Consider the following 24,393-nt stretch of genomic DNA (forward strand, 5'->3'; position numbering starts at 1 on the left):
AGGCCCACGGACCAGCGGCCTGAAAGACCCACTGAAAAGGAGCACTTCCATGGGTAAGAAACTCGTCCTCCTCGGCGACATCGGAACCGATCACCAAGGCTTCCCCCCAACCCCCGTTATTACCGGCAGCGCTACCGTACTGATCGACGGCAAGCCCGTTGCGCGGCTCGGTGACCAGCTCGCCATGCACTCCAAGCCCAAACATCCTCCACACCCCCGCGCCATCGCAGCTGGCAGCCCAACCGTGATGATTGAGGGCAAACCCGCCGCCCTGACCGGCGATGCCGTCAGCTGTGGTGGCGTTGTCATCGGCTCATCCACCGCCGTGGGTGGCTGATTGTTTTCTAGCGTTCGGAGTCAAGCCACGCTGAAATGCGGTTGGTAAGCGCTTGCGCCTCTCTGGGTTGTGGCTGTTCAGTCATTGCGACAGGTTGTCGGGAGTAGCCTGCAATCCCCGCCCGCCTGAATGCTGCCTCCCGTTGCCTTGGCGACCTTTGAGTTGCGCCCCCAGCGCCCAATGAACTGCGGGCACTGTGAAGCTCCAGCACTTTCAGCCCACCAGACTCACCAAGAGACTCCACCAGAGCGTTCGAATCATTCGGATCAAACGCCGGCGCAATCCAGACCAATGCCGACACATCATGACCCTCGCTGGCAGTGGCCGCACGTGAGACATGAACAGCCGCCCGGCCGATGCCAACCATTGCCACCCGGCTGTATCCCCGACCAACCAGGTTGCCAACCGCCATGGCCAAGGATTTCTGGATGCGAGCACGGTATTGGTTTGCCAATGCCTCGACATCATTACTGGCCATCACATCAATCATCACCGACTCGCCGTCGTTCGCCGTTTTCTCGCTCGTGTCATCGGCGGGCTCCGTTTTCGGCATACTGGACTCTTCGGGCGACTCAAAACCCCGTTGTCGACGCTCTTCCTGTACCTCATACGGCGATGTCTCGAGCCCAAGCACCATCACTGCCCAGCCGGTACGTGCCATCGGCTGCCGCAAAGCCGCAGCCAACCCGGAAGCCGGTGATTGCCCCTCATCGGCCAGAATCACCAATGCGCCCTTCGCAGGCGTCTCGGCCTCCGGCTCAAACAGGGCCAGCACAGGTTCTTCTTCCGGTGACTCCAGCCATACGGACGAGTCCGGCCAGGTTCTGGCGATGGCATCCGAATCGAGCCCCGTTGATATCAACGCCCTTTCAACGACCGCCCCGGCGGGTTTCTCTGCTTCCTGATCTGTCATGTCGGCACTCTGGTCCTGCGCGTCTTGCTGCGCCTGCGCCAAAGCTGGCGGGGTCCAGAAAGCGATAAGGCAGGCCGGGGTGAGCAGGCATTGCATAACCAGTTTTTCAATCCATCTAGTCACAGGCTGTCACTCATTCCGTGCGAAAAATCACCATCAAGCTGGTAGACTAGCAGCTTTGCGGCCCAGCGGCCTTTTGCAGAGGGAACCGCTGCATGCGCCATCATCGAGACCATTATCAATACGTTCAAGAGAGCCGTCATGAACCCTTTCCAGATTGCCCCGTCCATCCTCTCAGCCGATTTTGCCCGACTGGGCGAGGAAGTCGATAACGTACTGGCCGCCGGCGCCAACATTGTCCACTTCGATGTCATGGACAACCATTACGTGCCCAACCTGACCATCGGCCCCATGGTCTGCGAAGCATTGCGTAAACACGGGGTTACCGCTCCGATTGACGTGCATCTGATGGTATCGCCGGTAGACGACCTGATCCGGATGTTCATCGATGCCGGCGCCAGCTACATCACCTTCCACCCAGAAGCCTCCAATCACATCGACCGTTCGCTGCAGTTGATTCGTGAAGGTGGGTGCAAGGCGGGCCTGGTGTTCAACCCAGCCACACCGCTGCACTACATTGATCACGTGATGGATAAACTGGACATGATCCTGCTGATGTCCGTAAACCCCGGTTTCGGCGGACAGAAGTTCATTCCAGGCACTCTCGACAAACTGCGCGAAGCCCGCAAGCGCATCGATGCCAGCGGCCGCAATATTCGCCTGGAAATCGACGGTGGCGTGAAAACCGACAACATCCGTGAGATTGCCGAGGCTGGCGCCGACACCTTTGTGGCCGGTTCCGCCATCTTCAATACCGACGACTACAAGGCCACCATCGACAGAATGCGGGCGGAACTGGAACTGGCCAGACAGGGTTCGAACCGATGAGCCTGGCGGGGCTGTTCAGCCAACGCTGGCCCGGAGTGGCCCTGTTCGACCTGGACGGCACCCTGGTTGACAGCGCCCCCGACCTGGCGGCGGCCATTGACGCCATGCTGGAACAGCTGGGTCGCCGCAAAGCCGGTGCTGACAATGTGCGCCAATGGGTGGGCAATGGCGCCAGCGTGCTGGTGCGGCGCGCCCTTGCCGGGCAGGCGGACTGGGAACCAGCAAGCCCGAAGGACGACGCACTGTTCAATGACGCCCTGGCGATGTTCTACCATGCCTACGAAAACCTCAACGGCCAGCATGCCGTGCTCTACGACGGCGTGGAGGAATGTCTGACCCGTCTTGCCGACCACGGCTGCCGCATGGGCATCGTCACCAACAAGCCGGAACAGTTTGTGGCACCGTTGCTTGAGCAGATGGGCATTGAACACTGGTTCGATATCAGCATCGGTGGAGACACCCTGCCGGTGCGCAAACCAGACCCACAACCGTTGATCCATGCCATGACCGAACTCGGCGGCACCCGGGGCACCACGGTGATGGTGGGTGATTCGGTCACCGACATCAGCGCGGCCCTCGCAGCCGGTATTCCTTCGGTGGCGGTACGATACGGCTACAACTACGGGGCGCCTGTGGATTCGCTCGGCGCGGATGCCGTTGTTGATTCCCTGGCCCAGCTTTTGTAATCTCACAGGACATTGATTTGAAACCTTCAATTCGGGAGATTCCTGCCGTGCAGGGACTGAGTCTGATAACAGCGCAGGGCATACTGACAACCCGCGCAACACGATGGTGGCGATGGCGCACCGGCTGAACGCTGCCCGAAAGTCCACCATACAAATCAGATTTCAGGAATCGTTATCATGACACCCGAGCAATTCGCCGAGCTCGCCAAGGCCGGCTTTAATCGTATCCCCGTATACCGCGAAGTCCTTGCCGACCTGGACACGCCCCTGAGCACCTATTTCAAGCTTGCCAGCGGCCCCTACTCCTACCTGTTTGAATCCGTCCAGGGCGGTGAAAAGTGGGGCCGTTACTCCATCATCGGCCTGCCCAGCCGGGAAGTTCTCAAGGTCTATGATCACACCATCACCATTACCCGCGACGGCAAGGTGATCGAAGAAACCACGGTCGACGACCCACTGGCTTTCGTGGAGGACTATCAGGCCCGTTTCAACGCACCGGACCTGGAGGAATTGCCCCGCTTCAATGGCGGTCTGGTTGGCTATTTCGGTTATGACACCGTGCGCTACATCGAAAAGCGCCTGCGCAACACCTGCCCGCCGGACAGGATCGGCACACCCGACATCCTGCTGATGGTGTCCGATGACGTTGTGGTGTTCGACAACCTGCGCGGCAAACTTCACCTGATTGTCCATGCCGACCCAAACCAGGAAGGCGCATACGAACAGGCACTACAGCGAATCGACGACCTGGAGTCCCGCCTGCACCGGCAGACGACCAACGCTCCCCGCACACCGGAACATCTGCGCGGTAAAACCGTGGACGAGAGCGACTTCATTTCCGGGTTTAACCAGGAAAAGTTCGAAGCGGCCGTCGGCAGGATCAAGGAATACGTTCTGGACGGCGATGTGATGCAGACGGTGATTTCCCAGCGCATGTCGATTCCGTTCGAGGCGCCACCGCTGAACCTGTATCGCTCGCTGAGGGTACTGAACCCGTCCCCATACATGTACTTTCTGGATCTGGGCGACTTCCAGATCGTAGGCTCGTCGCCGGAAATCCTCGCGCGGGTGGAAGATGACGAAGTCACCGTGCGCCCGATCGCCGGCACCCGAAAGCGTGGCGCTACCGACGCCGAGGACCGGGCCATGGAAGCGGAACTGCTGGCCGACCCCAAGGAAATCGCCGAGCACCTGATGCTGATCGACCTGGGCCGCAACGACGCTGGCCGGGTGTCCGAGACCGGCACGGTAAAATTGACCGACAAGATGATTGTGGAGCGTTACTCCCACGTGATGCACATCGTCTCCAACGTCACCGGTCGCCTGAAAGACAACACCAGTTGCCTGGACGTGTTGCGCGCCACCCTGCCCGCCGGCACCCTCAGTGGCGCTCCCAAGATCCGCGCCATGGAAATCATCGACGAACTGGAGCCGGTGAAGCGCGGCGTCTATGGCGGTGCCGTGGGTTATCTGTCGTTCAATGGCAACATGGATACCGCCATTGCCATCCGCACGGCCGTGATCAAAGACAACACCCTGCATATTCAGGCAGGCGCCGGCGTGGTGGCCGATTCGGTACCCCGCCTTGAGTGGAAGGAAACCATGAACAAGGGCCGCGCGATCTTCCGCGCTGTCGCCATGACCTACAACGATTTCGACCACTGAGGCGGAGGACAAGATTATGTTGCTGATGATCGATAACTACGACTCCTTCACCTACAACGTGGTGCAGTACCTGGCCGAGTTGGGCGAAGATGTTCATGTCTACCGCAACGACGAGATCACCGTGGAGGGCATTGAAGCCCTGAAACCGGAACGCCTCGTTGTCTCTCCCGGCCCCTGTACGCCCAATGAAGCGGGCATTTCCATGGCCACCATCCGCCACTTTGCCGGCAAGTTGCCGATTCTGGGTGTGTGCCTCGGCCACCAGGCGATCGGGCAGGTGTACGGCGGGAAGATTATTCGCGCCGGGCAGGTGATGCACGGCAAGGTATCTGCGGTCTACCATCAGGACCAAGGCATTTTCCGTGGCCTGAGTAACCCGTTGAAGGCGACGCGCTATCACAGCCTGGTGATCGACAAGGAAACCCTGCCCGATTGTCTGGAAGTCACTGCATGGACTCGCAATGACGATGGCTCGGTGGAGGAAATCATGGGTGTTCGGCACAAAACATTGCCCATCGAAGGTGTCCAGTTCCATCCAGAGTCTATTATGACGGAACAGGGCCATGAGCTGCTGCGCAACTTTCTGAAGACACGATAAGAGGCCACCACATGGACATGAAAGAAGCACTGAACCGCATCGCCTCCAATCTGGACCTGTCCACGGAGGAAATGAAGGACGTTATGCGCATCGTCATGAAGGGTGAAGCCACCGATGCGCAGATTGGAGCCTTTCTCATGGGATTGCGCCTCAAGAGCGAAACCATCGACGAAATCACCGGCGCCACCGAAGTCATGCGGGAGCTGGCCACCCGCGTAACGGTCAACGCCGACCCGCTGGTGGATATCGTGGGCACCGGCGGTGACGGTGCCAATCTGTTCAACGTATCCACCGCCGCGTCTTTTGTGGTGGCAGCGGCAGGCGGATTTGTCGCCAAGCATGGCAACCGCGCAGTGTCTTCCAAAAGTGGCAGCGCGGACCTGCTGGAAAAGCTGGGCATCAACCTGCAGATGGCGCCCGAGGAAGTCGCCCGCTGCGTTGAGGAAATCGGCGTCGGATTCATGTTCGCCCCGGCTCATCATGGCGCCATGAAACACGCCATCGGGCCGCGCAAGGAACTGGGTTGCCGCACCATCTTCAATATCCTTGGCCCCATGACCAATCCCGCCAGCGTCAAGCGCCAGTTGATCGGTGTGTTCACGAAAGAGCTGTGCCGCCCCATGGCGGAGGTTCTGCACCGCTTGGGCGCCGAGCACATCATGGTGGTGCACTCGAAAGATGGCCTGGACGAAATCAGCCTGGCCAGCGCCACCCATGTGGCGGAGCTGAAAAACGGCGAAGTCACTGAGTACGACATCACCCCGGAAGACCTGGGCATCAAGAGCCAGGCGTTGGTTGGTCTCACGGTGGATACCGCAGAAGACTCCCTGAAACTGATCCGTGCCGCCTTTGGTCGTGGCCATGATGAAATGGCTGAGAAAGCCCGCGACCTGATCGCCCTGAACGCCGGCGCAGCAATTTATGTGGCTGGCCTGGCAAAAACGGCGACGGAAGGCGTAGAGATGGCGCTGGACGCTATGGGCTCAGGCTTGGCAGCCGGCAAGATGTCCGAGCTTGCTGACTTTTCGCAGTGTTTCTAATACGGGCCTGATAATGACTGACAGACATCTGGACAAAACGCCTACCATCCTGCGAAAGATCGTTGATCGGAAGTGGGAGGAAATTGATGAGCGTACGCGCAGGGTTTCCATTGGCGACCTGAAGGCCATGGCTGGCGATCAACCGCCAGCGCGGGGCTTTGCGAGCGCCCTTCGCCGGCGCATCGAACAGCGAACGCCTGCAGTCATTGCCGAGATCAAAAAAGCCTCCCCCAGCAAAGGCGTTCTCCGCGATCCGTTTGTGCCCGAAGCTATTGCCGAAAGCTACGAAAAAGGCGGAGCCGCCTGCCTGTCAGTACTCACTGACAAAGACTTTTTCCAGGGCCATGAAGACTATCTCCAAGCCGCCCGCGCCGCCTGCAGCCTGCCGGTGATCCGCAAGGACTTTATGGTAGCGCCGTACCAAGTGTACGAAAGCCGGGCCATTGGGGCGGACTGCATCCTACTGATCGCCGCCTGCCTGACCAGGGATCAGATGCAGGAGTTGGAAGGCATTGCCCATGAAATTGGCCTGGACGTGCTGGTCGAGGTTCACGACGGCGAGGAAATGAACGATGCCCTCACCCTGAAAACACCGCTGGTGGGCATCAACAACCGCAACCTGCACACCTTTGACGTCTCGCTGGATACCACCTTCGACCTGCATGAACGGATTTCGGCCGATCGCCTGACGATCACCGAAAGCGGCATCATGACCCGTGACGATGTGACAGCCATGACCGATCGCGGCATCTACGGCTTCCTGGTGGGAGAGTCGTTTATGAGGGCTGAAGAGCCAGGAAAAAGACTGGCCGAATTCTTCTTCCCTGACTACTGAATTTTCGATGAAGCTTTGGAAGACTACTCAGAAGTCTGAGCACTTTGTCGGATTTATGATTCAGAAATTGTGCGGAGCCAGGGATGGCGGAGCCCAAGCGCACACGGACGTGTTCACAGCGTATTTCTGAATCATAAATCCGACAAAGTGCCGGCACCAACCTAATTTTCAGGCTTCTCCAAGGCCTCCTGCAACAACGCCAGCAAATGCGCCGGCATGCCTTCAGCCAGCTTCAAGGCAGCCTCATGCCCACGCGGAGACATCTTGCCCCAGGTACGGCGGACAATCCGCAACCATTTCTCCCGGTCGTAATCGGCTTTTTCCTCATAGAAATTCGCGAAATAGCGTTCCAGGAAGACCATGCAGGCAACGTCTTCCAGCAGCTGTGTGTCTGCGTCCTTGCGCAACTCCCGCTTGGTCAGGATGGTTTCCACCTTCTGGCATTCTTCCTGTGGGTAGCCACATTCCGCCATGATTCCGGCGGCCCGGCGGCCATGCATACGGCCACAGGCCTGGCGCCATTCGTAATAGGCCTTGCGACCTTCCGGGAAATCGCTACGGGGGATGGTCCAGCGCTCAATGTGCTGGGCGCGGCAGGCAATCTGCATGCGTTCAGAGGGCTGCGGCTCAAGCTCGAACAGCCAGCGGGACATGTGCTGGCTGTAGGCATATTCCTTGGGCAGGGATTCGCCGCCAACCTGCTCGACATTAGGGTCTGCGCGGTTGGCGGTATCGATCTTATGCAGGGCACAGGTCAGATGAGTCTGCTGGGTCATCGGGTCATACCTGGGCCGAGGAACGTTGCTTGATACGATCATACCAGGCCTGAAGGTTGGCCTGCTCAGGCTTGATGCGAATACCGACCACACGGGCGAAGGCCACGGTGGTAAAGGCATTGATATCCGTGGCTGTGAATCGGTCGCAACAGATGTATTCCCTGCCATCCAGGTGTTTATTCAGGAAGTGCATGAATTTTTCCACCGAGGTGCGGCACTCCTCACCCCATTCCTTGATCGGGTTCATGCGGTCCTTGAAATATCCGCTGGTGTGCTGAAAACACATACCGGTGGGCAGGAAGAAGGAGAACTCGATCCACCGCAGCCACTGCTCCACCTGCGCTTTCTCCAATGCGGTGTCCCCCAGCAGGGTTGGCGTGTCCGGATAGCTTTCTTCGAAATAGCGGCAAATCGCCATGGTTTCGGCAATGCAGGTACCGTCGTCCAGTTCCATCACCGGTACTTTCTTCATGGGGTTCCTGGCCGCGTATTCCGGCGTCAGGTTCTCACCCTTCTGCAGGTCGATCTCGACAAACTCGGCCTTGTCCAACAGTCCCTTTTCAGACATGAACATCCTCACCCGGCGTGGGTTGGGCGCGGTCTTGGTCTCAAAAATTTTCATTGCTATCGACTCCAATCCAAAACAGTAACTTGGGTGAATCTCAGGAATTGTGTAGAAGACTGACGCGGAACACCGGTTGCGTCAAGCAACCGTAATCATTTGGGCAGCCAGTTTTTTATCTGATGGATGACCCATTCAGGGTCGTCCATTGGCAGATCATGGCCAGCGGATGGATGGATTTTCAGTGTCCATTGCCAGCGCTGCTCGAACCCCTGACTGCAGCTCCAATGAACGATACGATCCCTCTTGCTGGCGAGTACGAGTGCGTTCGGCAGTGGGCGCTGGGGCAAGGGTTTGTAGGCGACCGCCGCTTTCATCTGGGCATAGGCGTTGGCAAAGCCGACCGGCCTCTGGCGTTGGATGCTGTACCAGTGTTTCGTCACGTCCAGATCGACCGGTCGATTGCTCGTCAACCGCAGAATATCCGCCTCACGATCGAAAAGCTCCCGGCGTGCCAGAAGGCGAACGATACGAGGCCAGGCCCCCGGACGCATCCGGCGCCAGGGCGGGCTGAATCCGGAACTCGTATTGATCAGCACCAGGTTCTGAATTTCACCCTCGGTGACATGCTGAGCCCAGTCCAGGGCGACCATTCCGCCCATGGACAGAGCGATGAGGTTGTATGGCGCTGGAATGTGACCAACACTGTGGCGAACCTTTTCCCGAATGTCCGCGATGCGGTCGGGGCTGGGGTCCTTGAAGTGCACACCCGTGCCCGGAAGGTCGACCCGATGAAACTGGTGGCCGGGAAAGGCTTCTTCAAGCCTGTGGGGAAACGAGCCCCAATGGGCGTGTTCCCGGGTAAGTCCGCGCAACAGAATCCAGTGCATTATCAGTGATGATCCCTGTACCAGTGGGCGATGGCGGCCTCCCTTAGCATGGACGCCTCATCCGCCTGCGGCAACCAGTTTTCATGATGGGCGGCCGCGCTGACGAGGAAATCGATAAAGGTCAGGTGACTTCTCAGTACGCGCCGATGGCGATGGGGAACCAGTGGATTGAAAAAGCCGTCCAGGCGCAGCAACTGCCGCGGGCGCTTCTTGATCCATCGCCAGGAGCCCAACTCCAGGGTAAGGGGAATGAAGGCGCCTTCGCCGCTGCGGTTGATTTTCTTGTAGAAATAGTCCCACAGATCGCCGTGGGTCAGGTAATGGCGGGACTGAGGCTCGAAACGATAGTTATGTTCCGGCCACGCCTGCTCCCAGATCAGCTTCAGCGCCATCACCGATTCAATCCGTCGCATGGGGCGACGACGGTAGGCATAGGGGAACCAAATCTGATCCTGCCAGCCGAAACCGGAATGACAGTCCAGTGCGACACTGAAAGGACGGCCGGGCAGGAGCTCCGATATCACCGACTCAAGGGCCTGGTTCTCCGCTTCCATACCCTGCTCGGGATCACCGATGAACCACGGCAGGCGCGGGGAGAAACGCTGCCCGCCCAGCAGGAACGCACTGCGGTCCTGGGCGGTGATGGGTGCGTTGCGCATCAGATCGACCCCGTTAGGGTTGCTGCGCTGATTGAGGTACATGCCACCGGGGTTGAGAATGGGGAGCAGCGTAACCCGTACTTTTTTCAGCAGGGCCTGGAGATGTCCGTCCCAGGAAATTCGCGCCAACAGATTGCGCAGCCAGGCCATCACGACTTCGCTGCCGATGCGCTCAAGACCGTGAACGCCACCCACCAGCATAACCACTGGCGCATCGGGTGCCTCGCTGCCGAGGTCAACCCGGTAGATTGGCAAGTCGATGTCTTTCAGGGCAACCCGAGAGAGCGTCTTCACAGCAACCTGTTCCGGCGCTTCCGCCAGCACACGCTCAAGACGAATCATTTCCGGCAGAAAGGTTCTCAGCAGGTGGCGTTGACGGCTATCCCGGCGGGCCTGTTCGGCAGGAATAGCAGAATGAGGAGTCAGTTTGCGCAATTCAGTCATGATGCTCTCCCGTTTAGGACAACCCTTCAAGCTACTGCTGAATTGCTTCAGTTCGTTGACACTGGGGCTCAAAACATGGAAAAGCATCTGCTTGTTTTGGCGACATTTTACATGAATGGCTTGTAACTCACGCTCAGGGCGTTACTCTTAAAGATACGTAGTAACCGAGGTCACAACATTTGTCTCGCCCTTTGAAAACGCAGTATCAGTACGGCGTCTTCACCTCTAGAGCGGTCTTTAGAACCGCTCCAGCGGATCTGTTTCCGCGTATTTTTAAAACCCATAAGGAGAACCGATCATGCGAAAGCTAACGCCAGTCGCGCTGCTTTGCGCGATGTCCGTGCCTGCACTTGCTCAGGCCGATTGCGGTGAAGTTTCCATCACCGAAATGGGCTGGGCATCCAACACCGTTGTCACCAGCGTCGCCAAATTCATCATGGAGCAGGGGTACGGCTGTGACGTCACCGTAGTCCCCTCCGACACCGTCCCGGCCGTTACCTCGGTCGCCGAAAATGGTGAGCCGGATATCGTTACCGAGCTATGGCTCAACTCCGCTGGCGAGGCCTACCTGGAACTGGAAGAGCAGGGCAAGATCGAGCGCCTGACCAAAGTATTGGAACCCGGTGGCGTCGAGGGTTGGTGGATTCCGACCTATCTGGCCGAAAAGCACCCCGAACTGACCACTATCGAAGGTGTCATGGCAAACCCGGAACTGGTGGAAAACCGGTTTAACAACTGCCCGAGTGGCTGGGGTTGTCGTGTCGTCAGTGACAACCTGATCAGGGCGCTTGACCTTGAAAGCTCAGGCATTGAGGTGTTCAACCACGGTTCCGGTGAAACCCTGGCCTCGTCCATGGCCTCCGCCGTGCAGTCTGAAGAGCCCTGGTTTGGCTATTACTGGGGTCCCACTGTACCGCTCGGCAAGTTCGATATGACCCGCGTCGAACTGGGTGACTACAAGCCGGAGGTTCACACCCGCAACCAGACTCAGGATGCCGACAACCCTGGCGTATCTGAGTTCCCGGCCGCAACCGTACTGACCTCAGTGACCACGGATTTCAAGGATCGTGAACCGGAAGTCGCGGAAATGCTCAGCAAACTGACGTTCAAGACCGACACCATGAGCGCCCTGCTGGCGTGGATGGACTCCAACAACGCGTCTGCAGAAGAAGCGGCCGTGTATTTCCTGAGCAACAACAGCGACGAGTGGTCAAGCTGGCTGAACGATTCGGCCAAGAAACGCCTGGCTTCGGTGCTGGGAGAATAATCTCCCCACCTACCCTGACAGGGCCGGCCACCGGCCCTGTCAAACCGAACTGGCAAATTCACTTGACCTGTTCACACCTGAATGCTCCTGGGAACTGACTGTAAATGGCAACCTACGATTTCGTGTTTTCATCACTGGGACTGGAAGACTGGTGCTCAGATGGCCAAAGTGATGCCCCCATGTCGATGGCGGCGTTGCTGCAAAAAACCAAAGGAACGGACGCCGAAGCAGAGTCACTATGGGACCTGCCTTTTCCATCCATGGACGCGCTTAACGACTCCTGCGCGGCCTTCCCCAAATCGCGGGAACTGACAAAAGGTCTTGAAGAGGGCTTCCTGTCCATCAAGGACAGTCTGAGCGTTGTTCTGGACCCTTTGACCCAACCGCTAAGCTGGTTCCTCGACGGGACACTCTACGGCATGCTGAACACGCCCTGGTGGATCGTGATCCCGGCATTGCTTGCGGTGGTGTTTGTCGTCACCAAATCCTGGAAGCTGGTAGGATTCGTGGCCGGCAGCCTGGTTCTGCTGGCCTTTATTGACTACTACCAGTACGCAATGGAGACGCTGTCGATCATCTTTGTCTGCGCGTTTCTCTGTGTGCTGCTGGGCGTGCCCATCGGCATTGCCATGTCCCGAAGCGACATGATGCAACGCCTGACCATTCCCGTGCTCGACATGCTGCAGACACTGCCGCCCTTTGTGTACCTGATTCCGCTGATTTTCCTGTTCAGCGTGACTGAGTCCAAGCTTTACGGCATTGCCATCATCCTGTACGCCATCGTGCCGGTCATCCGTCTCACCAACCTGGGTATCCGCCTGGTGGACAAGGACGTGATCGAAGCCGCCGATGCCTTTGGCATGACCAGCCAGCAAAAACTCTTCAAGGTCCAGATTCCACTGGCGCTGCCCAACATCATGGCGGGTGTAAACCAGACCATTATGATGAGCCTGGCCATGGTGGTTATCGCTTCCCTCGTGTCGGCACCGGGGCTCGGGGTGCTGGTGCTTCAGGGCATTCGCAACCTGGAGCTGGGTGTCGGGCTGGTTGCCGGTCTTGGCATCGTTATTCTGGCGGTGATCCTTGACCGGGTAACCAAGGCATCACTGGCGCGCATCAACGCCTCACAGAAACAGTAAGGGAGCGAATCGTGGACCGGGATATCAAGATTTCCATCCGGAACCTCTACAAGATTTTCGGCCCCATTCCCGATGTGGCCCTGGCGTATGTGCGTCGGGGTATGGGAAAGGCCGAACTGCTGGAAAAGCACAACCACGTACTGGGCCTTCAGGATATCAACGTCGATATGCGTGAAGGCGAGATCACCGTTATCATGGGCCTGTCGGGCTCAGGCAAGTCCACCTTGATACGCCATCTCAATCGGCTGATCGAACCCACTGCCGGCGAAATCGAGGTAGACGGCAAGAACGTGCTCAACTTCGACGAGGATGGGTTGCGGAAACTGCGACGTGAACAGATGTCGATGGTTTTCCAGAAATTCGCCCTGCTCCCCCACAAGACCGTGCTGGAGAACGCCGGCATGGCGTTGCTGGTAAGGGGCCATACGGTGCGGGACTTTGAGGACGAAGCCAAGAAATGGCTCGCCCGGGTGGGGCTGGAAGGCAACGAGAACCAGTATCCTCACCAGCTATCCGGTGGTATGCAGCAGCGCGTGGGCATTGCCCGGGCACTGGCATCCAACTCGCCTGTGATGCTGATGGACGAGGCCTTCTCGGCCCTGGACCCACTGATTCGCTCCGACATGCAGGACCTTCTGCTGGAGTTGCAGGAGGAACTGAAGAAAACCGTGGTGTTCATCACCCACGACCTGGACGAAGCGCTAAAGCTGGCGGACCACCTGGTCATTCTCAAGGACGGGCACATCGTCCAGCAGGGAGAACCCCAGGAAATTCTCATGCAGCCCAACGATCCGTACATCACGGATTTCATCAGCGACATCAATCGCGCGCGGGTTCTGAGAGTGCGTTCGGTGATGGAAAAAACCACGGAGCCACCCGCTGACTGTGCCGGCGACATTTCCGACCGGGACAACCTGGAGTCAGTGATCGCCAGGTCCGAGGGCGATACCGACCTTGTCTATCGGGTGGTCAAAAAAGGCAATCAGGTAGGCATTCTCGAAATGAAAGAACTGGTCAAGGCACTGGTGCCGGTCGATGCTTCGGAAGGAGACAATCGCAGCCGTTATTGATCGGAGGTCATTCCGGTGGAGGTGGGCACCCGGATGACAGCATCGTGACAGGCGAGCTATTATAAATAGGTCGCCGTAGCTTCGCGGTGCCCCAGACAACGACCATGCATAGACTGGCAGTGGCTCTACTAACCGTATTCCTTTTGTACGGCTGCTCCCCCCCTCCTGACGAAGAGAGCCTTTCTTCAGGGGTCGACACGCAAACGTCGACCAATAAGGCCCTGTCCGCTGCCCTTTCCAATACGACCCGGCCCCGGACGATCGTTATAGCATCCGATCCCTGGTGCCCCCACAACTGCGAAGCGGGCAGCGATCGCGAGGGCTATATGGTGGACATTGCCCGCGAGGTCCTTGGCGAAGCAGGCTATACCGTGGAGTACGTCAATGTCAGCTGGGCAAGGGCGCTGCAGTTGACTCGGGAAGGTCAACTGGACGCGGTGGTCGGCGCCTTCATGACCGATGCCCCGGATTTCGTGTTTCCAGACACCCCCCAGGGACGCTCAACCATTGCGCTGTTTACGCACCCTGACAACCACTGGGTATTCAACGGGCTGGGGTCGCTCCATAACCAGAAACTGCTGGTCATCAATGGGTACTCCTACACCGATGAGCTGGACCGGCACATTGAGGAGCATCAGGCCAACCCGGAGAGAATCTGGGTGATCGCGGGGCCGTCACCCCTTGACCGGGCGATCTACCTGCTGGACCAACACCGTACTGACATTTTTGCAGAAGATATCTACGTGATGGCCTGGTGGGAAAGGAACCATAACGAAGCCATTCCCCCGCCCCGGCGCGCAGGAGTGGTCGACGAAATCGAAGCCTTCGTCGCGTTTTCCCCAGCGCGGGAAGATGCGAAGGAACTGGCGGAACTGCTTGCAAACGGCACCCGGCGACTGCTGGCCAGCGGCCGAATACAGCAGATCCTGGACCAGTATGGGCTCAGTCTGTGGACTGAAACGCCCTGATCTGACGCCCATCTTCGGTCACCAACAGCAACTCACCGTGGCGGCCGATGTCGAAGCGTCGCACCTCACCCAGCAACGACAGGAACCGGTCCTCCTGGTTCATCAATGCGGGCGCACAAGCTTTCCTGGTTGACGCCATCCGGGTAAAACCGAGCTCCTCGCCAGTCAGCGTCCATCCGCCACTGAATTGATTGCAGGACGCACGCCCGGCCACACGCTGCTCCGCCAGGAAGTTCAGGGTCACCCGGGAACTGTCAATGATGCCACGGCCACCAATGTCTTCAACGACCCACTCGGTTCCTCGCAGCAGCCGCTCAGGATCCCCTCCGCAGCCGTGGAGTTCTTCCCCGTTTATAGCTAACCGCACCTGTTGGGGATAAGGCATGCCGGTCATGGAGTCGCGACACAGCTGGCTTGCTGTCTTCAGCGATACCCGAACGCCATCACCGTCGGCCTCGAAAGTACGCCCCGTGGCACCGCTTTCAACAACCTCGTATCGCAGTGCAAGCGGCTCCTTGCCCATTTGCTCCACCACTAGCTGCCCCGGCTCCAGAACCGCCCGCCAGAACGGCTCGTTCCCCCGGGCGATAAACGGCTTCTCGACAGCGCCCGGAACCAGGCACAGCGGCAACGCCTGCCCGTCTATTGTCAATGTGGCAGTGTCACCCTTATTCCAGAACTGGGTGTCATCGTTGTCGGGGTCCACAAAGCGCGCACCGGAGGCACTTTCCTTCTGCTTCAGCACCATTTTGTCGCTGCCGAACGTTATCGTCAGACCACTGCGGTCTTCGTGGTAGTCGAGCCCTATATCTGCCTGGCCGCACGTCATGGTATTGACGGCAAGGCCTTCACCACGGCGTTGATTCTCGGTGGATGCACAGCCCGCGATCAGCAGGATACTGAGCAAAGCTGGCAAAGATGCGGCGATTCCTTTCATTGGTTCTTCCTCATTCCATGTGTTTGTAACGGTTGCAAATTATCCATGATGACTGCCGATTTTAAAGCAGAGCCGTTACCATTTCCTGCCTTAAAGCATTACGCTTAGGCCATCAAAGCACCCGGGAGCATTCCACGTCATGGCGATAAAACTCTACCAGTTTGCTATTTCACACTACTGCGAAAAGGTTCGCTGGGCCCTGGATCACAAAGGGCTGAGCTACGAAGCCATCAGCCTTCTGCCTGGCCAGCACATCAACACCATCCGCAAACTGACGGGCGCTGATTCATCGGTACCGGTACTGGACCATGACGGTCATCGGGTTCAGGGATCGAAGGCCATCATCGACTATCTGGACGACACGTTTCCCGAAAACCCGCTGACGCCGGCAGACCCGCAGGCCCGCGAGGCCGCCCTGTCCTGGGAGCAGCGGCTGGACGACGAGGCCGGCCCCAGCGTGCGTTGTTACTCCTACCACCATTTTCTGCAGCGCCCCAAGGTGGTTGTTCCCATGCTGGCTGCCGGCACCCCCTTCTACAATCGGATTCTACTGAGACTGGCCTTCAGCCGGGTGGACGAGGTTATGCGCAAATGGATGAAGATCAATGAGAAAACCGCCGCGCAATCGCGGGAAACCATGGAGCGCTACCTGAACGAGCTGGCCGACGCGTACCAGGAAAAACCTTACCTGGCTGGCGACAGTTTCTCCCGCGCCGACCTCGCCGCGGCAGCCTTGTTCGCACCCATGTTCCAGCCCGGCCAATACCCAGTGCCCTGGCCCAAACCGGCCAAAATCCCTAAAGACATCCAGGCCTGGCTGGATCATTGGCAGCCACAGATCCACACGCTGGAAAAGATCTACGCTGCTAATCGCTGAGCCACTGACGGCGTTCTCGGCCGGGTGAATTGCCGGTCCAGCGGCGGTAGGCCCGGGTAAAGGCACTTTGCTCGGAGAAGCCCAATAACAGAGCAATGTCGGTCAGCGTCAGGGAGGTGTCGTCCAGGTACTGTCGCGCCAGCTGTTCCCGGTTCCGATCAAGCCACTGCTGCCAGCTTAACTGATACCGGGCCAGGCGCCGCTGCAGCGTACGCGGTGACATATGCATGGCATGGGCCGCACGCACCAGGGTGGGCTCGCCATCGGACAGCAGTTTCAGCAGTACCTGCTGTAGCTGGCGATCGGTGCCCGAGCCCGCCTGTGATGCCTCCGGCAGCGCCCGCAGCAAGGCACGGGCCTGCCGGTCCAGCAACTCGCGAAGTGTCGGGTCTCGCCGGGGCATGGGCAGGCTGAGGTAATGCAGCGGAAACCGGACCCGCACATGGCTGTCGTTCCAGGTCACCGGGCAGCCAAAAAACCGTTCGTATTCCCTGGCCGCCTCAGCACTGACGTCACCCAGAAAACTCACTAACGAGGGCGGAGGGGGCTGATCAATCTGGCGACGCATAAAGGTCACCAATGCGGCAATTGCAGCGCCGTCCGCCTGCTGGCCGAGCTCATTCTCCGAGGGCGGCCAGCGCATTTCCGCGTGATCACCGACGACCTCGATTTCCGCCAGGCTGGCACCATAAAACAGGGTTTCGTAGCGCTGGTAGGCCAGCATGGCCTCGCCGAGGGTGTCGGACGCCAGCACCAGATAGCCGAGCACTCCCACATGAGCCGGGCGTACACAGGCCCCCACCTTTAGCTCGGGAGCGGCATGCTGAGGTGCCAGAGCCAGTCCCTGCGCCAGCAGGTCACGCCACACCGGCACCGGTACGTTGTCTTCCAACGCCCAGCGCGCCAGCGCGATCCTGACCGGGGCATTCTCCAGTCCGTCTCGATCCAGTCCTTCCTGGTCAAGCCAGTCCGATAGCAGTCCCGTCCAGGCGCCGGTTACCCGCATTACCTTGGCCATGGTTCACGGCCCTCCACACACCGCGTCATTCACTGTTGGCATTAATCATCAATTTCGTGGCGTTTATTGTCAATTTATGGCGTCACCATCGGCGCAAAATACAGTCACACCTACAATCACAATACGGTTACACCATGGCATTAATGGACATGATGATGGCGGTTCTCGAGGAGAGCGGGTTGCTGCCCCTATGGAACGCCCTCGCCCCCTGGCTGGCACTGGACGAACGACAACTGATATTCGTTGTCGCTACGCCGGTATTTATTGCCGTTACCGTGTGGGAGTACCTGCGGATTCGCCACGACCCCACGCGCATGGACGTACCGGAAGCCCTGCGGAATTTTGCCCTGGGTGCAGGCTACCAACTGACAGAGTTGCTGTTCGCGGGCCTGATTGCCTTTCCCGTATACGCGTTTCTCTACCACCATCGCCTGCTGGACCTGGAGCTGAACTGGGCAACGGGCCTTTTGACGTTTCTTGGGGTCGATTTCTGTTTTTACTGGATGCACCGTTCCAGCCACCGCATACGTTGGTTCTGGGCCGCCCATGTGGTCCACCATTCCTCCGAGCGCATGAACTTCTCCACCGCCATGCGCCAAAACGCCACCAATATTTTCAACGGCATGTGGCTGTTCTATTTGCCCCTGGCGTTGATCGGTTTTAATCCGGTATGGATCGGCGTGGCGTATGCCCTGTCACTGGTGTACCAGTTCTTTATTCACACCACGTTGGTTGGCAAGCTGCCAGGCTGGGTGGAAACCGTGTTCAACACCCCCAGCCATCACCGGGTTCACCATGGCCGCAATCCCGGCTATATCGACCGCAACTATGGTGGCACCCTGATTGTCTGGGACCGATTGTTCGGCACCTTTGTCGCCGAGAACGAACAGGCACCACCGGAGTACGGCATTACCCGACCGGTACACTCCAGGAACCTGCTGGTGCTGTGGACCCACGAGTACGTGGACCTGTTCCGGGCCATGGCCCGACCAGGTGGCCTGCAATCCCGCCTGAAGCACCTGTGGAAACCACCTGAATGGGACCGGGACGCCGATTAGCACCACAAAACCCGGATTTTCCGGCTTTGTCTCACATTGAGGCTCGATTTCCGGCTAGACTCCCGTTTACGCCAACAACCCGCCCGGAATCGACCAACATGGATCTGCAGGAAAGCTTCATCAACAGCCCCGATCACCATCGAATCCCGTTGCTGTCGTGGGCGGCGGAGACCCCGTCGGCCGTGCTGGTGATTGCCCACGGTATGGCGGAGCATGCAGCTCGCTACCAGCCTCTGGCGCTCTGGCTGAACCAACAGGGGGTGTCGGTGATTGCGATCCAGCATCGAGGCCATGGCCCACATTGCCCCGAGCCCGATCTTGGCCATTTCGCCGACCAGAAGGGCTGGCAGAAGGTGGTGGACGACCTGCAGCAAGTCGTTGTCCACGCCAGAAAGCAACACCCCGACCTCCCGCTAACGCTGTTCGGCCACAGCATGGGTTCGTTCATCGCCCAGGCCTTCACCCAGCAGTATGGTGACGAGATCGACAGACTGATCCTCTGCGCGACCAATCGTATCGACAAGCCAAAGTTGCGGACCTCCCTGGCACTGGTCCGCTCTATCCGGACATTACGCGGGAAACGGCACCACAGCCGCCTGATCGACAACATGACCTTCGGTGCCTTCAACAAGGCGTTCTCCCCCAATCGCACCAGCCACGACTGGCTTAGCCGCGACACGCAACAGGTGGACCGCTACCTGAGAGACCCACTCTGCGGCTTTCCCTGCACGGCAGGCCTATGGTCCGACTTCATTGGTGGCATGCTGACCATCAACCCAAAATCATGGCGCAAAGACCTCCCGATCCATCTGATGGCCGGTGACAGCGACCCGGTTGGCGAGATGGGACGCGGTTTCAACCGGCATGTTGCCGACCTTCGTGGCGCCGGTCTGCTCGTTGCCTCCGACCGTCTGTTTCCCGGCGCCCGTCACGAACTGGTCAATGAAACCAATGTTGACGAGGTCTGGCACCACATCCTCGACTGCCTGCGTACCGAGGCAGACTCCGGCGCGTAAAAACATGACGCCGACCGGCCCGGGGCGCTAAGATCAATGCCACCCAACTAATCGGAGTAGGCCCATGTTTACCAACAGAGTCGTGTGGATCACCGGCGCCTCGTCAGGCATGGGTGAGGCCTTGGCAGCCGATAGGCCTGTCTTCGGCGCGGGAGTGGCAGCGCTTTGGGTTAAGCGTTTCGCTCCCGAGATGATGTTTAAGTTGGCGCGCAAGCAGAACTGAACCTGGAGTCACTGAAAACGGTTATGTACCAACCCACGTCAACGGATCATCCGCCAAGAGCCTTTCTCTTATACATTGCCACGCTGCTGTTTTTCTCAATAGCCAGCCTCCCGGCCCTGGCCGGTGAAGTCAGCCTCGGTGTTGCCGCCAATTTCACCGATACCACCCGCGAATTGGCCAAACAGTTTGAAGGCGAGACCCGCCACACGGTTTCAGCCAGCTTCGGGTCCACCGGCAAGCTGTACGCCCAGATCAGAAACGGTGCACCCTTCGACGTGTTCATGGCCGCAGATGCACGCAGGCCGGCGCTTATTGAGAAGGCCCAGGCTGGCGTCCCCAATACCCGCTTCACCTATGCCCGGGGGAAGCTGGTGCTTTGGAGCCCGACCCCGGGCGCTTTCGGGGACGCAGAGAGCTACCTGGCCCAACAGGCATTCTCACGGCTGGCTATGGCAAACCCGAAGACCGCGCCCTATGGCCTTGCAGCACAGCAGGTTCTGGAACATTTGGGCCATTGGCAGGCACTGCAGGCGAAGCTCGTTCGTGGCGACTCCATCGCCCAGGCCTTTCAGTTTGTGGTCAGCCGCAACGCCCAGGCCGGCTTTGTGGCCCTGTCGCAGGTAACATCCTGGGACGACAAGGAAGGCACCTTATGGAATGTGCCCCAGGACTATTACCAACCCATTGACCAACAGGCTATTCTTTTGAACCGGGGAATCAGCAATGAGGCAGCCCTGGCCTGGATGGACTTCCTGAAATCGAACACGGCCATCGCCATCATCCGGGGCCATGGTTATGACCCCGCTTACGACACGGCTGACTGATGATTGAAACCTACTGGGACCCGGTCTGGCTGACGCTAAGGCTGGCTACGACGACCACATTGCTGCTTCTGCTTATAGGCACGCCCATCGCCTGGTGGCTGGCCCGCTCCCGGCGCTGGCTGCGTCAACCGGTCGCAGCGATCGTCGCCTTGCCCCTGGTGCTGCCACCGACCGTTCTCGGTTTCTACCTGTTGCTGGTGATGGGGCCCGATGGCTGGGTTGGCCAGATGACACAGTCCCTGGGCATTGGCCTGTTGCCATTTACCTTTGAGGGCCTGGTGGTGGCGTCGGTCATATACTCCCTGCCATTCACCGTTCAACCTTTGCAGAATGCCTTTGAGGCCGTGGGCGAAGGGTTCATGGAAGCCGCCTCAACCCTTCGAGCCGCTCCGTGGGAGCGTTTCCTGTTTATCGCTGTCCCCCTGGCAAGAAACGGATTCCTGACCGCGTCCGTACTGACCTTCGCCCACACCATCGGTGAGTTCGGCGTGATCCTGATGATCGGTGGCAACATTCCGGGTGAAACCAAGGTGTTGTCGGTGGCCATCTACGACCACGTGGAATCCCTTGAGTACGCTCAGGCCCACTGGCTGTCCGCCGGCATGGTGGTGTTCTCCTTTGTGGTTCTGGTGACCCTCTACGCGCTTAATGGCAAAGCCCGCGCGGGAGCTCTCAGATGACCACCACCATCCATGCCCGCTTCCGTTGTGCATTTCCGGGATTCGACCTGGACGTAGACCTGACCCTCCCGAGTACTGGCATTACCGCCCTGTTCGGGCATTCCGGTTGCGGCAAGACCACGCTGCTTCGTTGCATGGCAGGCCTTCAGAACGCTCCCGGGACCATGACCGTTCTGGGCGAACCCTGGCAGACTGAAGAGTTCTTCCGACCGGTACACAAGCGCCCCCTGGCCTACGTATTCCAGGAAACCCAACTATTCCCCCACCTGAACGTACGCAAGAACCTGGAATTCGGCTACCGTCGCATTCCCGCCAGCGAACGTCAGATCGAATTCGACGATGCCGTTCGCTGGCTTGGCCTGGAATCTCACCTGGCCCGTATGCCTGCCGGATTGTCCGGCGGGGAGCGCCAGCGGGTCGCGATTGCGCGGGCGCTGCTGACCAGCCCACGACTGTTGCTCATGGATGAGCCGCTGTCTGCTCTGGACCGCGCCAGCAAACAGGACATCCTGCCCTACCTGGAACGGCTGCGGGACACCCTCGCAATTCCCATCATCTACGTATCCCACTCCACGCCAGAGGTCGCCCGCCTGGCTGACCACATCGTGATGATGGAGGATGGCCGGGTGGTAGCGCAGGGACCGCTGCAGGAAACGCTCGCTCGCACCAACAACCCCTTTCGGCTGGAAGATGACGCCGGGGTTCTTCTGGAAGGGCAGATCGACCATCTGGACCCGCGCTGGCATCTGGCGCTGTTCCAGTTCGACGGCGGCCAACTGTGGTTACGTCAGGATGACCGGCTGACCCCCGGAGACAGGGTTCGAGTGCAGGTCCTGGCGCGGGATATCAGTCTCGCACTGGCCGAACATTCCGACCAAAGCATCCAGAATCTGGTTCCGGCCATCATCGATCAGGTCGATCCGGATGTGGCGCCGGGCGTCAGCCTTGTAAGGTTGCTGGCAGGCCCAACGCCGCTGTTATCGAGACTGACCACCCGGGCCGTAGACCAGCTCGCACTTGCACCCGGCAAGAACGTTTGGATGCAAATAAAATCCGTGGCGCTTGTGGACTGACACTTCTGGCCCGGTATTTGGCCCGCCTTGCCATCCGAAGGCGGGGCCAGGATGGTTACCCTTACCTGATTCTCAACCACCGGGCAGGTATTCATCGTGGGCAACCATCGAACACACTGGGTCAGAAGCGGCGGGCTCGCTATCCATGCCGTTACCGAAGGCCATCCCGACTCCACGCCGTTGGTGTTGGTCCATGGTTACCCGGACAATCTTCGGGTCTGGGACAAGGTCAGCGCCGCCTTGAGCCAGGAGTATCTGGTGATCCGTTACGATGTCCGTGGTGCCGGCGAGTCCGACAAGCCCCGAAAAACCCGTGATTACCGCCTCGCCTTGCTGGCCGACGATCTCCAAGCGGTGGTCGACACCCTGATCCCCGGTCGCGAGTTCCACCTGATCGCACATGACTGGGGGTCAATCCAGAGTTGGGAATCCGTCACCGGTGAGCCCTTGCGGGATCGCATTCGCTCTTACACCTCCATTTCCGGCCCCTGCCTGGATCACGTCGGCTTCTGGCTCAGGAAACAACTGGAAACACCCGGATTGGCAGGGGCGGCGAAAGTACTCCAGCAACTCACAAGCTCCTGGTACGTATTTCTGTTCCAGGTGCCGGTAATCCCGGAAATGGTCTGGAAAGCCGGTCTTGACAGGCTCTGGCCAGGGTACCTGAAGCATCATGAGCACATTGCCGATGCCAGGTTCAGTGCATCCCAGAAATCCGACGGGCTGTATGGGGTCAAGCTCTATCGGGCGAACTTCCTGACCAGATTGCTGCGACCGCAGTCCCGTATGGCCCGCTGCCCGGTCCAGGTAATCATCCCGACCAGAGACGCCTATGTACGCCCTCAACTGAATGAGCACCTGGCTCGTTGGACCGGGAAACTAACCCTGCAAGAGCTGAACACAACCCATTGGGCGCCACTGACAGAACCCGAAGCTGTATCTCGGGCCGTTCACACGTTCGTGGCCGCACATTCCTGAGCTGTCCCCGACAACGAAAAAGGCCGCTGATTCCAGCGGCCTTTCTAAGGGATGATGACAACCGCGCTCAGCGGGTACCGTACACCACCATGGTCTTGCCCTTGACTCGCACCAGGCCCTGATCTTCGAGGGTTTTCAGAACCCGCCCGACCATCTCCCGGGAGCAACCAACGATCCGACCGATCTCCTGACGGGTGATCTTGATCTGCATGCCATCAGGATGCGTCATGGCGTCCGGTTCCTTGCACAGATCCAGCAGGGTGCGGGCAACCCGCCCGGTGACGTCGAGGAAGGCAAGATCGCCCACCTTGCGGGTGGTCTGGCGCAGTCGCGAAGCCATCTGCTCGCCGATAAAGTACAGAACCCTCGGGTCCTGCTGGGCGATTTCACGAAACTTGGTATAGCTGATCTCGGCAACTTCGCACTCAGTCTTGGCTTTTACCCAGGCGCTGCGCGAATCCATGTTGTCGAACAGCCCCATCTCACCGAAGAAATCCCCAGCGTTCAGGTAAGCCATGATCATCTCGCGGCCATCGTCGTCCTCAATAATGACGGTCACGGAGCCCTTGACGATGTAAAACAGGGAATCGCTTTTGTCCCCTGCATAAATAATGGTGCTTTTGGCAGGGTAACGCCGGCGATGGCATTGCGAAAGAAAATAATCCAGATGCTTGGTTTTCTGCTCAACCGGCTTGACGATAGTGGCCATAGTGCGAGTCATGCCTCCTTTGTACTGGCGGGATCCCGATGTTTTTATTCACCCTGCTTTCCCTGCGGGTTTATTCATTATGAGCGCAACTTATAACAAGATGGCCCGGTTTCGGCAACCTGAAACAGTATAGACCACATTAAAGGAGCCACTTTTAGCGGGCTGCTGGTGCCAACGGGAATATGCTAGCATCGCTGCCAATC

General features: G+C 58.8%; 28 protein-coding genes. 19 read left to right on the forward strand and 9 right to left on the reverse strand.

Going from position 1 to position 24,393, the window contains the following annotated elements:
* Positions 1-49 precede the first annotated feature (49 nt).
* Positions 50-337: a type VI secretion system PAAR protein gene (locus AC0B60_RS10430; protein WP_007155253.1), complete on the forward strand. Its 288-nt coding sequence runs from the start codon at positions 50-52 to the stop codon at positions 335-337.
* Between the two features lie 7 nt (positions 338-344).
* Here AC0B60_RS10430 and AC0B60_RS10435 read toward each other — a convergent pair whose 3' ends face one another.
* Positions 345-1,373: a DUF3530 family protein gene (locus tag AC0B60_RS10435; RefSeq protein WP_465085750.1), complete on the reverse strand. Its 1,029-nt coding sequence runs from the start codon at positions 1,371-1,373 to the stop codon at positions 345-347.
* Positions 1,370-1,513: a hypothetical protein gene (locus AC0B60_RS10440; RefSeq protein WP_465085751.1), complete on the reverse strand. Its 144-nt coding sequence runs from the start codon at positions 1,511-1,513 to the stop codon at positions 1,370-1,372. The genes AC0B60_RS10435 and AC0B60_RS10440 overlap by 4 nt, the downstream gene beginning before the upstream one ends.
* Between AC0B60_RS10440 and rpe the strand changes: the two genes are divergently transcribed.
* The 6 genes from rpe (at position 1,512) to trpC (ending at position 7,022) form a co-directional block, all read left to right on the forward strand.
* Positions 1,512-2,198 (forward strand): ribulose-phosphate 3-epimerase, encoded by a 687-nt coding sequence (gene rpe, locus AC0B60_RS10445; RefSeq protein WP_465085752.1) that lies wholly within the window; start codon positions 1,512-1,514, stop codon positions 2,196-2,198. The genes AC0B60_RS10440 and rpe overlap by 2 nt on opposite strands.
* The gene (locus tag AC0B60_RS10450; protein ID WP_465085753.1) at positions 2,195-2,884 is read left to right on the forward strand and encodes a phosphoglycolate phosphatase; all 690 of its coding nucleotides are present in this window, start codon (positions 2,195-2,197) and stop codon (positions 2,882-2,884) included. The genes rpe and AC0B60_RS10450 overlap by 4 nt, the downstream gene beginning before the upstream one ends.
* A 177-nt stretch (positions 2,885-3,061) precedes the next feature.
* Positions 3,062-4,549: an anthranilate synthase component I gene (gene trpE / locus AC0B60_RS10455; RefSeq protein ID WP_465085754.1), complete on the forward strand. Its 1,488-nt coding sequence runs from the start codon at positions 3,062-3,064 to the stop codon at positions 4,547-4,549.
* 16 nt (positions 4,550-4,565) lie between these two features.
* On the forward strand, positions 4,566-5,147 hold the full coding sequence (locus tag AC0B60_RS10460; protein ID WP_007153778.1) for an aminodeoxychorismate/anthranilate synthase component II: 582 nt from the start codon (positions 4,566-4,568) through the stop codon (positions 5,145-5,147).
* Between the two features lie 11 nt (positions 5,148-5,158).
* Positions 5,159-6,187: an anthranilate phosphoribosyltransferase gene (gene trpD, locus AC0B60_RS10465; protein ID WP_421843445.1), complete on the forward strand. Its 1,029-nt coding sequence runs from the start codon at positions 5,159-5,161 to the stop codon at positions 6,185-6,187.
* Between the two features lie 13 nt (positions 6,188-6,200).
* Positions 6,201-7,022, forward strand: a complete 822-nt coding sequence (gene trpC, locus AC0B60_RS10470) for an indole-3-glycerol phosphate synthase TrpC (protein ID WP_007153776.1) — start codon at positions 6,201-6,203, stop codon at positions 7,020-7,022.
* Positions 7,023-7,183: 161 nt separating this feature from the next.
* On the opposite strand, the gene AC0B60_RS10475 is transcribed toward trpC, so the two are convergent.
* The 4 genes from AC0B60_RS10475 to AC0B60_RS10490 all read right to left on the reverse strand — a co-directional run bounded on the left by AC0B60_RS10475 (position 7,184) and on the right by AC0B60_RS10490 (position 10,353).
* The gene (locus AC0B60_RS10475) at positions 7,184-7,798 is read right to left on the reverse strand and encodes a DUF4202 domain-containing protein (protein ID WP_465085755.1); all 615 of its coding nucleotides are present in this window, start codon (positions 7,796-7,798) and stop codon (positions 7,184-7,186) included.
* Between the two features lie 4 nt (positions 7,799-7,802).
* Positions 7,803-8,420 (reverse strand): glutathione S-transferase family protein, encoded by a 618-nt coding sequence (locus AC0B60_RS10480; protein WP_465085756.1) that lies wholly within the window; start codon positions 8,418-8,420, stop codon positions 7,803-7,805.
* Positions 8,421-8,515: 95 nt separating this feature from the next.
* Positions 8,516-9,250 (reverse strand): alpha/beta fold hydrolase, encoded by a 735-nt coding sequence (locus tag AC0B60_RS10485; RefSeq protein WP_465085757.1) that lies wholly within the window; start codon positions 9,248-9,250, stop codon positions 8,516-8,518.
* A 2-nt stretch (positions 9,251-9,252) separates the two neighbouring features.
* On the reverse strand, positions 9,253-10,353 hold the full coding sequence (locus tag AC0B60_RS10490; RefSeq protein ID WP_007153771.1) for a M14 family zinc carboxypeptidase: 1,101 nt from the start codon (positions 10,351-10,353) through the stop codon (positions 9,253-9,255).
* 298 nt (positions 10,354-10,651) lie between these two features.
* Here AC0B60_RS10490 and AC0B60_RS10495 point away from each other — a divergent pair, with 298 nt between their 5' ends.
* From AC0B60_RS10495 to AC0B60_RS10510, 4 genes are all read left to right on the forward strand, one after another.
* The gene (locus tag AC0B60_RS10495) at positions 10,652-11,620 is read left to right on the forward strand and encodes an ABC transporter substrate-binding protein (RefSeq protein ID WP_040474509.1); all 969 of its coding nucleotides are present in this window, start codon (positions 10,652-10,654) and stop codon (positions 11,618-11,620) included.
* Positions 11,621-11,724: 104 nt separating this feature from the next.
* Positions 11,725-12,759: an ABC transporter permease gene (locus tag AC0B60_RS10500; RefSeq protein WP_465085758.1), complete on the forward strand. Its 1,035-nt coding sequence runs from the start codon at positions 11,725-11,727 to the stop codon at positions 12,757-12,759.
* Between the two features lie 11 nt (positions 12,760-12,770).
* Positions 12,771-13,829, forward strand: coding sequence for a quaternary amine ABC transporter ATP-binding protein (locus AC0B60_RS10505; RefSeq protein ID WP_007153768.1), 1,059 nt, complete (start codon positions 12,771-12,773; stop codon positions 13,827-13,829).
* 104 nt (positions 13,830-13,933) lie between these two features.
* The gene (locus tag AC0B60_RS10510) at positions 13,934-14,797 is read left to right on the forward strand and encodes a substrate-binding periplasmic protein (RefSeq protein WP_465085759.1); all 864 of its coding nucleotides are present in this window, start codon (positions 13,934-13,936) and stop codon (positions 14,795-14,797) included.
* Here the strand turns inward: AC0B60_RS10510 and AC0B60_RS10515 are convergent.
* Positions 14,772-15,734, reverse strand: coding sequence for an META domain-containing protein (locus AC0B60_RS10515; RefSeq protein ID WP_465085760.1), 963 nt, complete (start codon positions 15,732-15,734; stop codon positions 14,772-14,774). The two genes, AC0B60_RS10510 and AC0B60_RS10515, sit on opposite strands and share 26 nt — an antisense overlap.
* 139 nt (positions 15,735-15,873) lie before the next feature.
* On the opposite strand from AC0B60_RS10515, the gene AC0B60_RS10520 reads away from it, so the two are divergent.
* Complete coding sequence (locus AC0B60_RS10520) at positions 15,874-16,611, forward strand: glutathione S-transferase family protein (protein WP_465085761.1); 738 nt, start codon at positions 15,874-15,876, stop codon at positions 16,609-16,611.
* On the opposite strand, the gene AC0B60_RS10525 is transcribed toward AC0B60_RS10520, so the two are convergent.
* On the reverse strand, positions 16,601-17,629 hold the full coding sequence (locus tag AC0B60_RS10525; RefSeq protein ID WP_465085762.1) for a helix-turn-helix domain-containing protein: 1,029 nt from the start codon (positions 17,627-17,629) through the stop codon (positions 16,601-16,603). The two genes, AC0B60_RS10520 and AC0B60_RS10525, sit on opposite strands and share 11 nt — an antisense overlap.
* A gap of 134 nt (positions 17,630-17,763) precedes the next feature.
* Here AC0B60_RS10525 and AC0B60_RS10530 point away from each other — a divergent pair, with 134 nt between their 5' ends.
* The 7 genes from AC0B60_RS10530 (at position 17,764) to AC0B60_RS10560 (ending at position 23,481) form a co-directional block, all read left to right on the forward strand.
* On the forward strand, positions 17,764-18,687 hold the full coding sequence (locus tag AC0B60_RS10530; protein WP_040474507.1) for a sterol desaturase family protein: 924 nt from the start codon (positions 17,764-17,766) through the stop codon (positions 18,685-18,687).
* 98 nt (positions 18,688-18,785) lie between these two features.
* On the forward strand, positions 18,786-19,703 hold the full coding sequence (locus AC0B60_RS10535) for an alpha/beta fold hydrolase (protein WP_465085763.1): 918 nt from the start codon (positions 18,786-18,788) through the stop codon (positions 19,701-19,703).
* A gap of 64 nt (positions 19,704-19,767) precedes the next feature.
* Positions 19,768-19,926: a hypothetical protein gene (locus tag AC0B60_RS10540; protein WP_465085764.1), complete on the forward strand. Its 159-nt coding sequence runs from the start codon at positions 19,768-19,770 to the stop codon at positions 19,924-19,926.
* 23 nt (positions 19,927-19,949) lie between these two features.
* Complete coding sequence (gene modA / locus AC0B60_RS10545) at positions 19,950-20,750, forward strand: molybdate ABC transporter substrate-binding protein (protein WP_465085765.1); 801 nt, start codon at positions 19,950-19,952, stop codon at positions 20,748-20,750.
* Entirely contained in the window at positions 20,750-21,430 is a 681-nt protein-coding gene (modB, locus tag AC0B60_RS10550) for a molybdate ABC transporter permease subunit (protein WP_007153759.1), read from the forward strand. Before modA ends, modB begins: the two co-directional genes overlap by 1 nt.
* Complete coding sequence (gene modC / locus AC0B60_RS10555) at positions 21,427-22,503, forward strand: molybdenum ABC transporter ATP-binding protein (protein WP_421843429.1); 1,077 nt, start codon at positions 21,427-21,429, stop codon at positions 22,501-22,503. Before modB ends, modC begins: the two co-directional genes overlap by 4 nt.
* A gap of 96 nt (positions 22,504-22,599) precedes the next feature.
* Positions 22,600-23,481, forward strand: coding sequence for an alpha/beta fold hydrolase (locus tag AC0B60_RS10560; protein ID WP_007153757.1), 882 nt, complete (start codon positions 22,600-22,602; stop codon positions 23,479-23,481).
* A gap of 67 nt (positions 23,482-23,548) precedes the next feature.
* On the opposite strand, the gene crp is transcribed toward AC0B60_RS10560, so the two are convergent.
* Positions 23,549-24,190 (reverse strand): cAMP-activated global transcriptional regulator CRP, encoded by a 642-nt coding sequence (gene crp / locus AC0B60_RS10565; protein ID WP_007153756.1) that lies wholly within the window; start codon positions 24,188-24,190, stop codon positions 23,549-23,551.
* Between the last annotated feature and the right edge of the window lie 203 nt (positions 24,191-24,393).

The sequence above is a fragment of the Marinobacter sp. V34 genome, assembly GCF_055524115.1.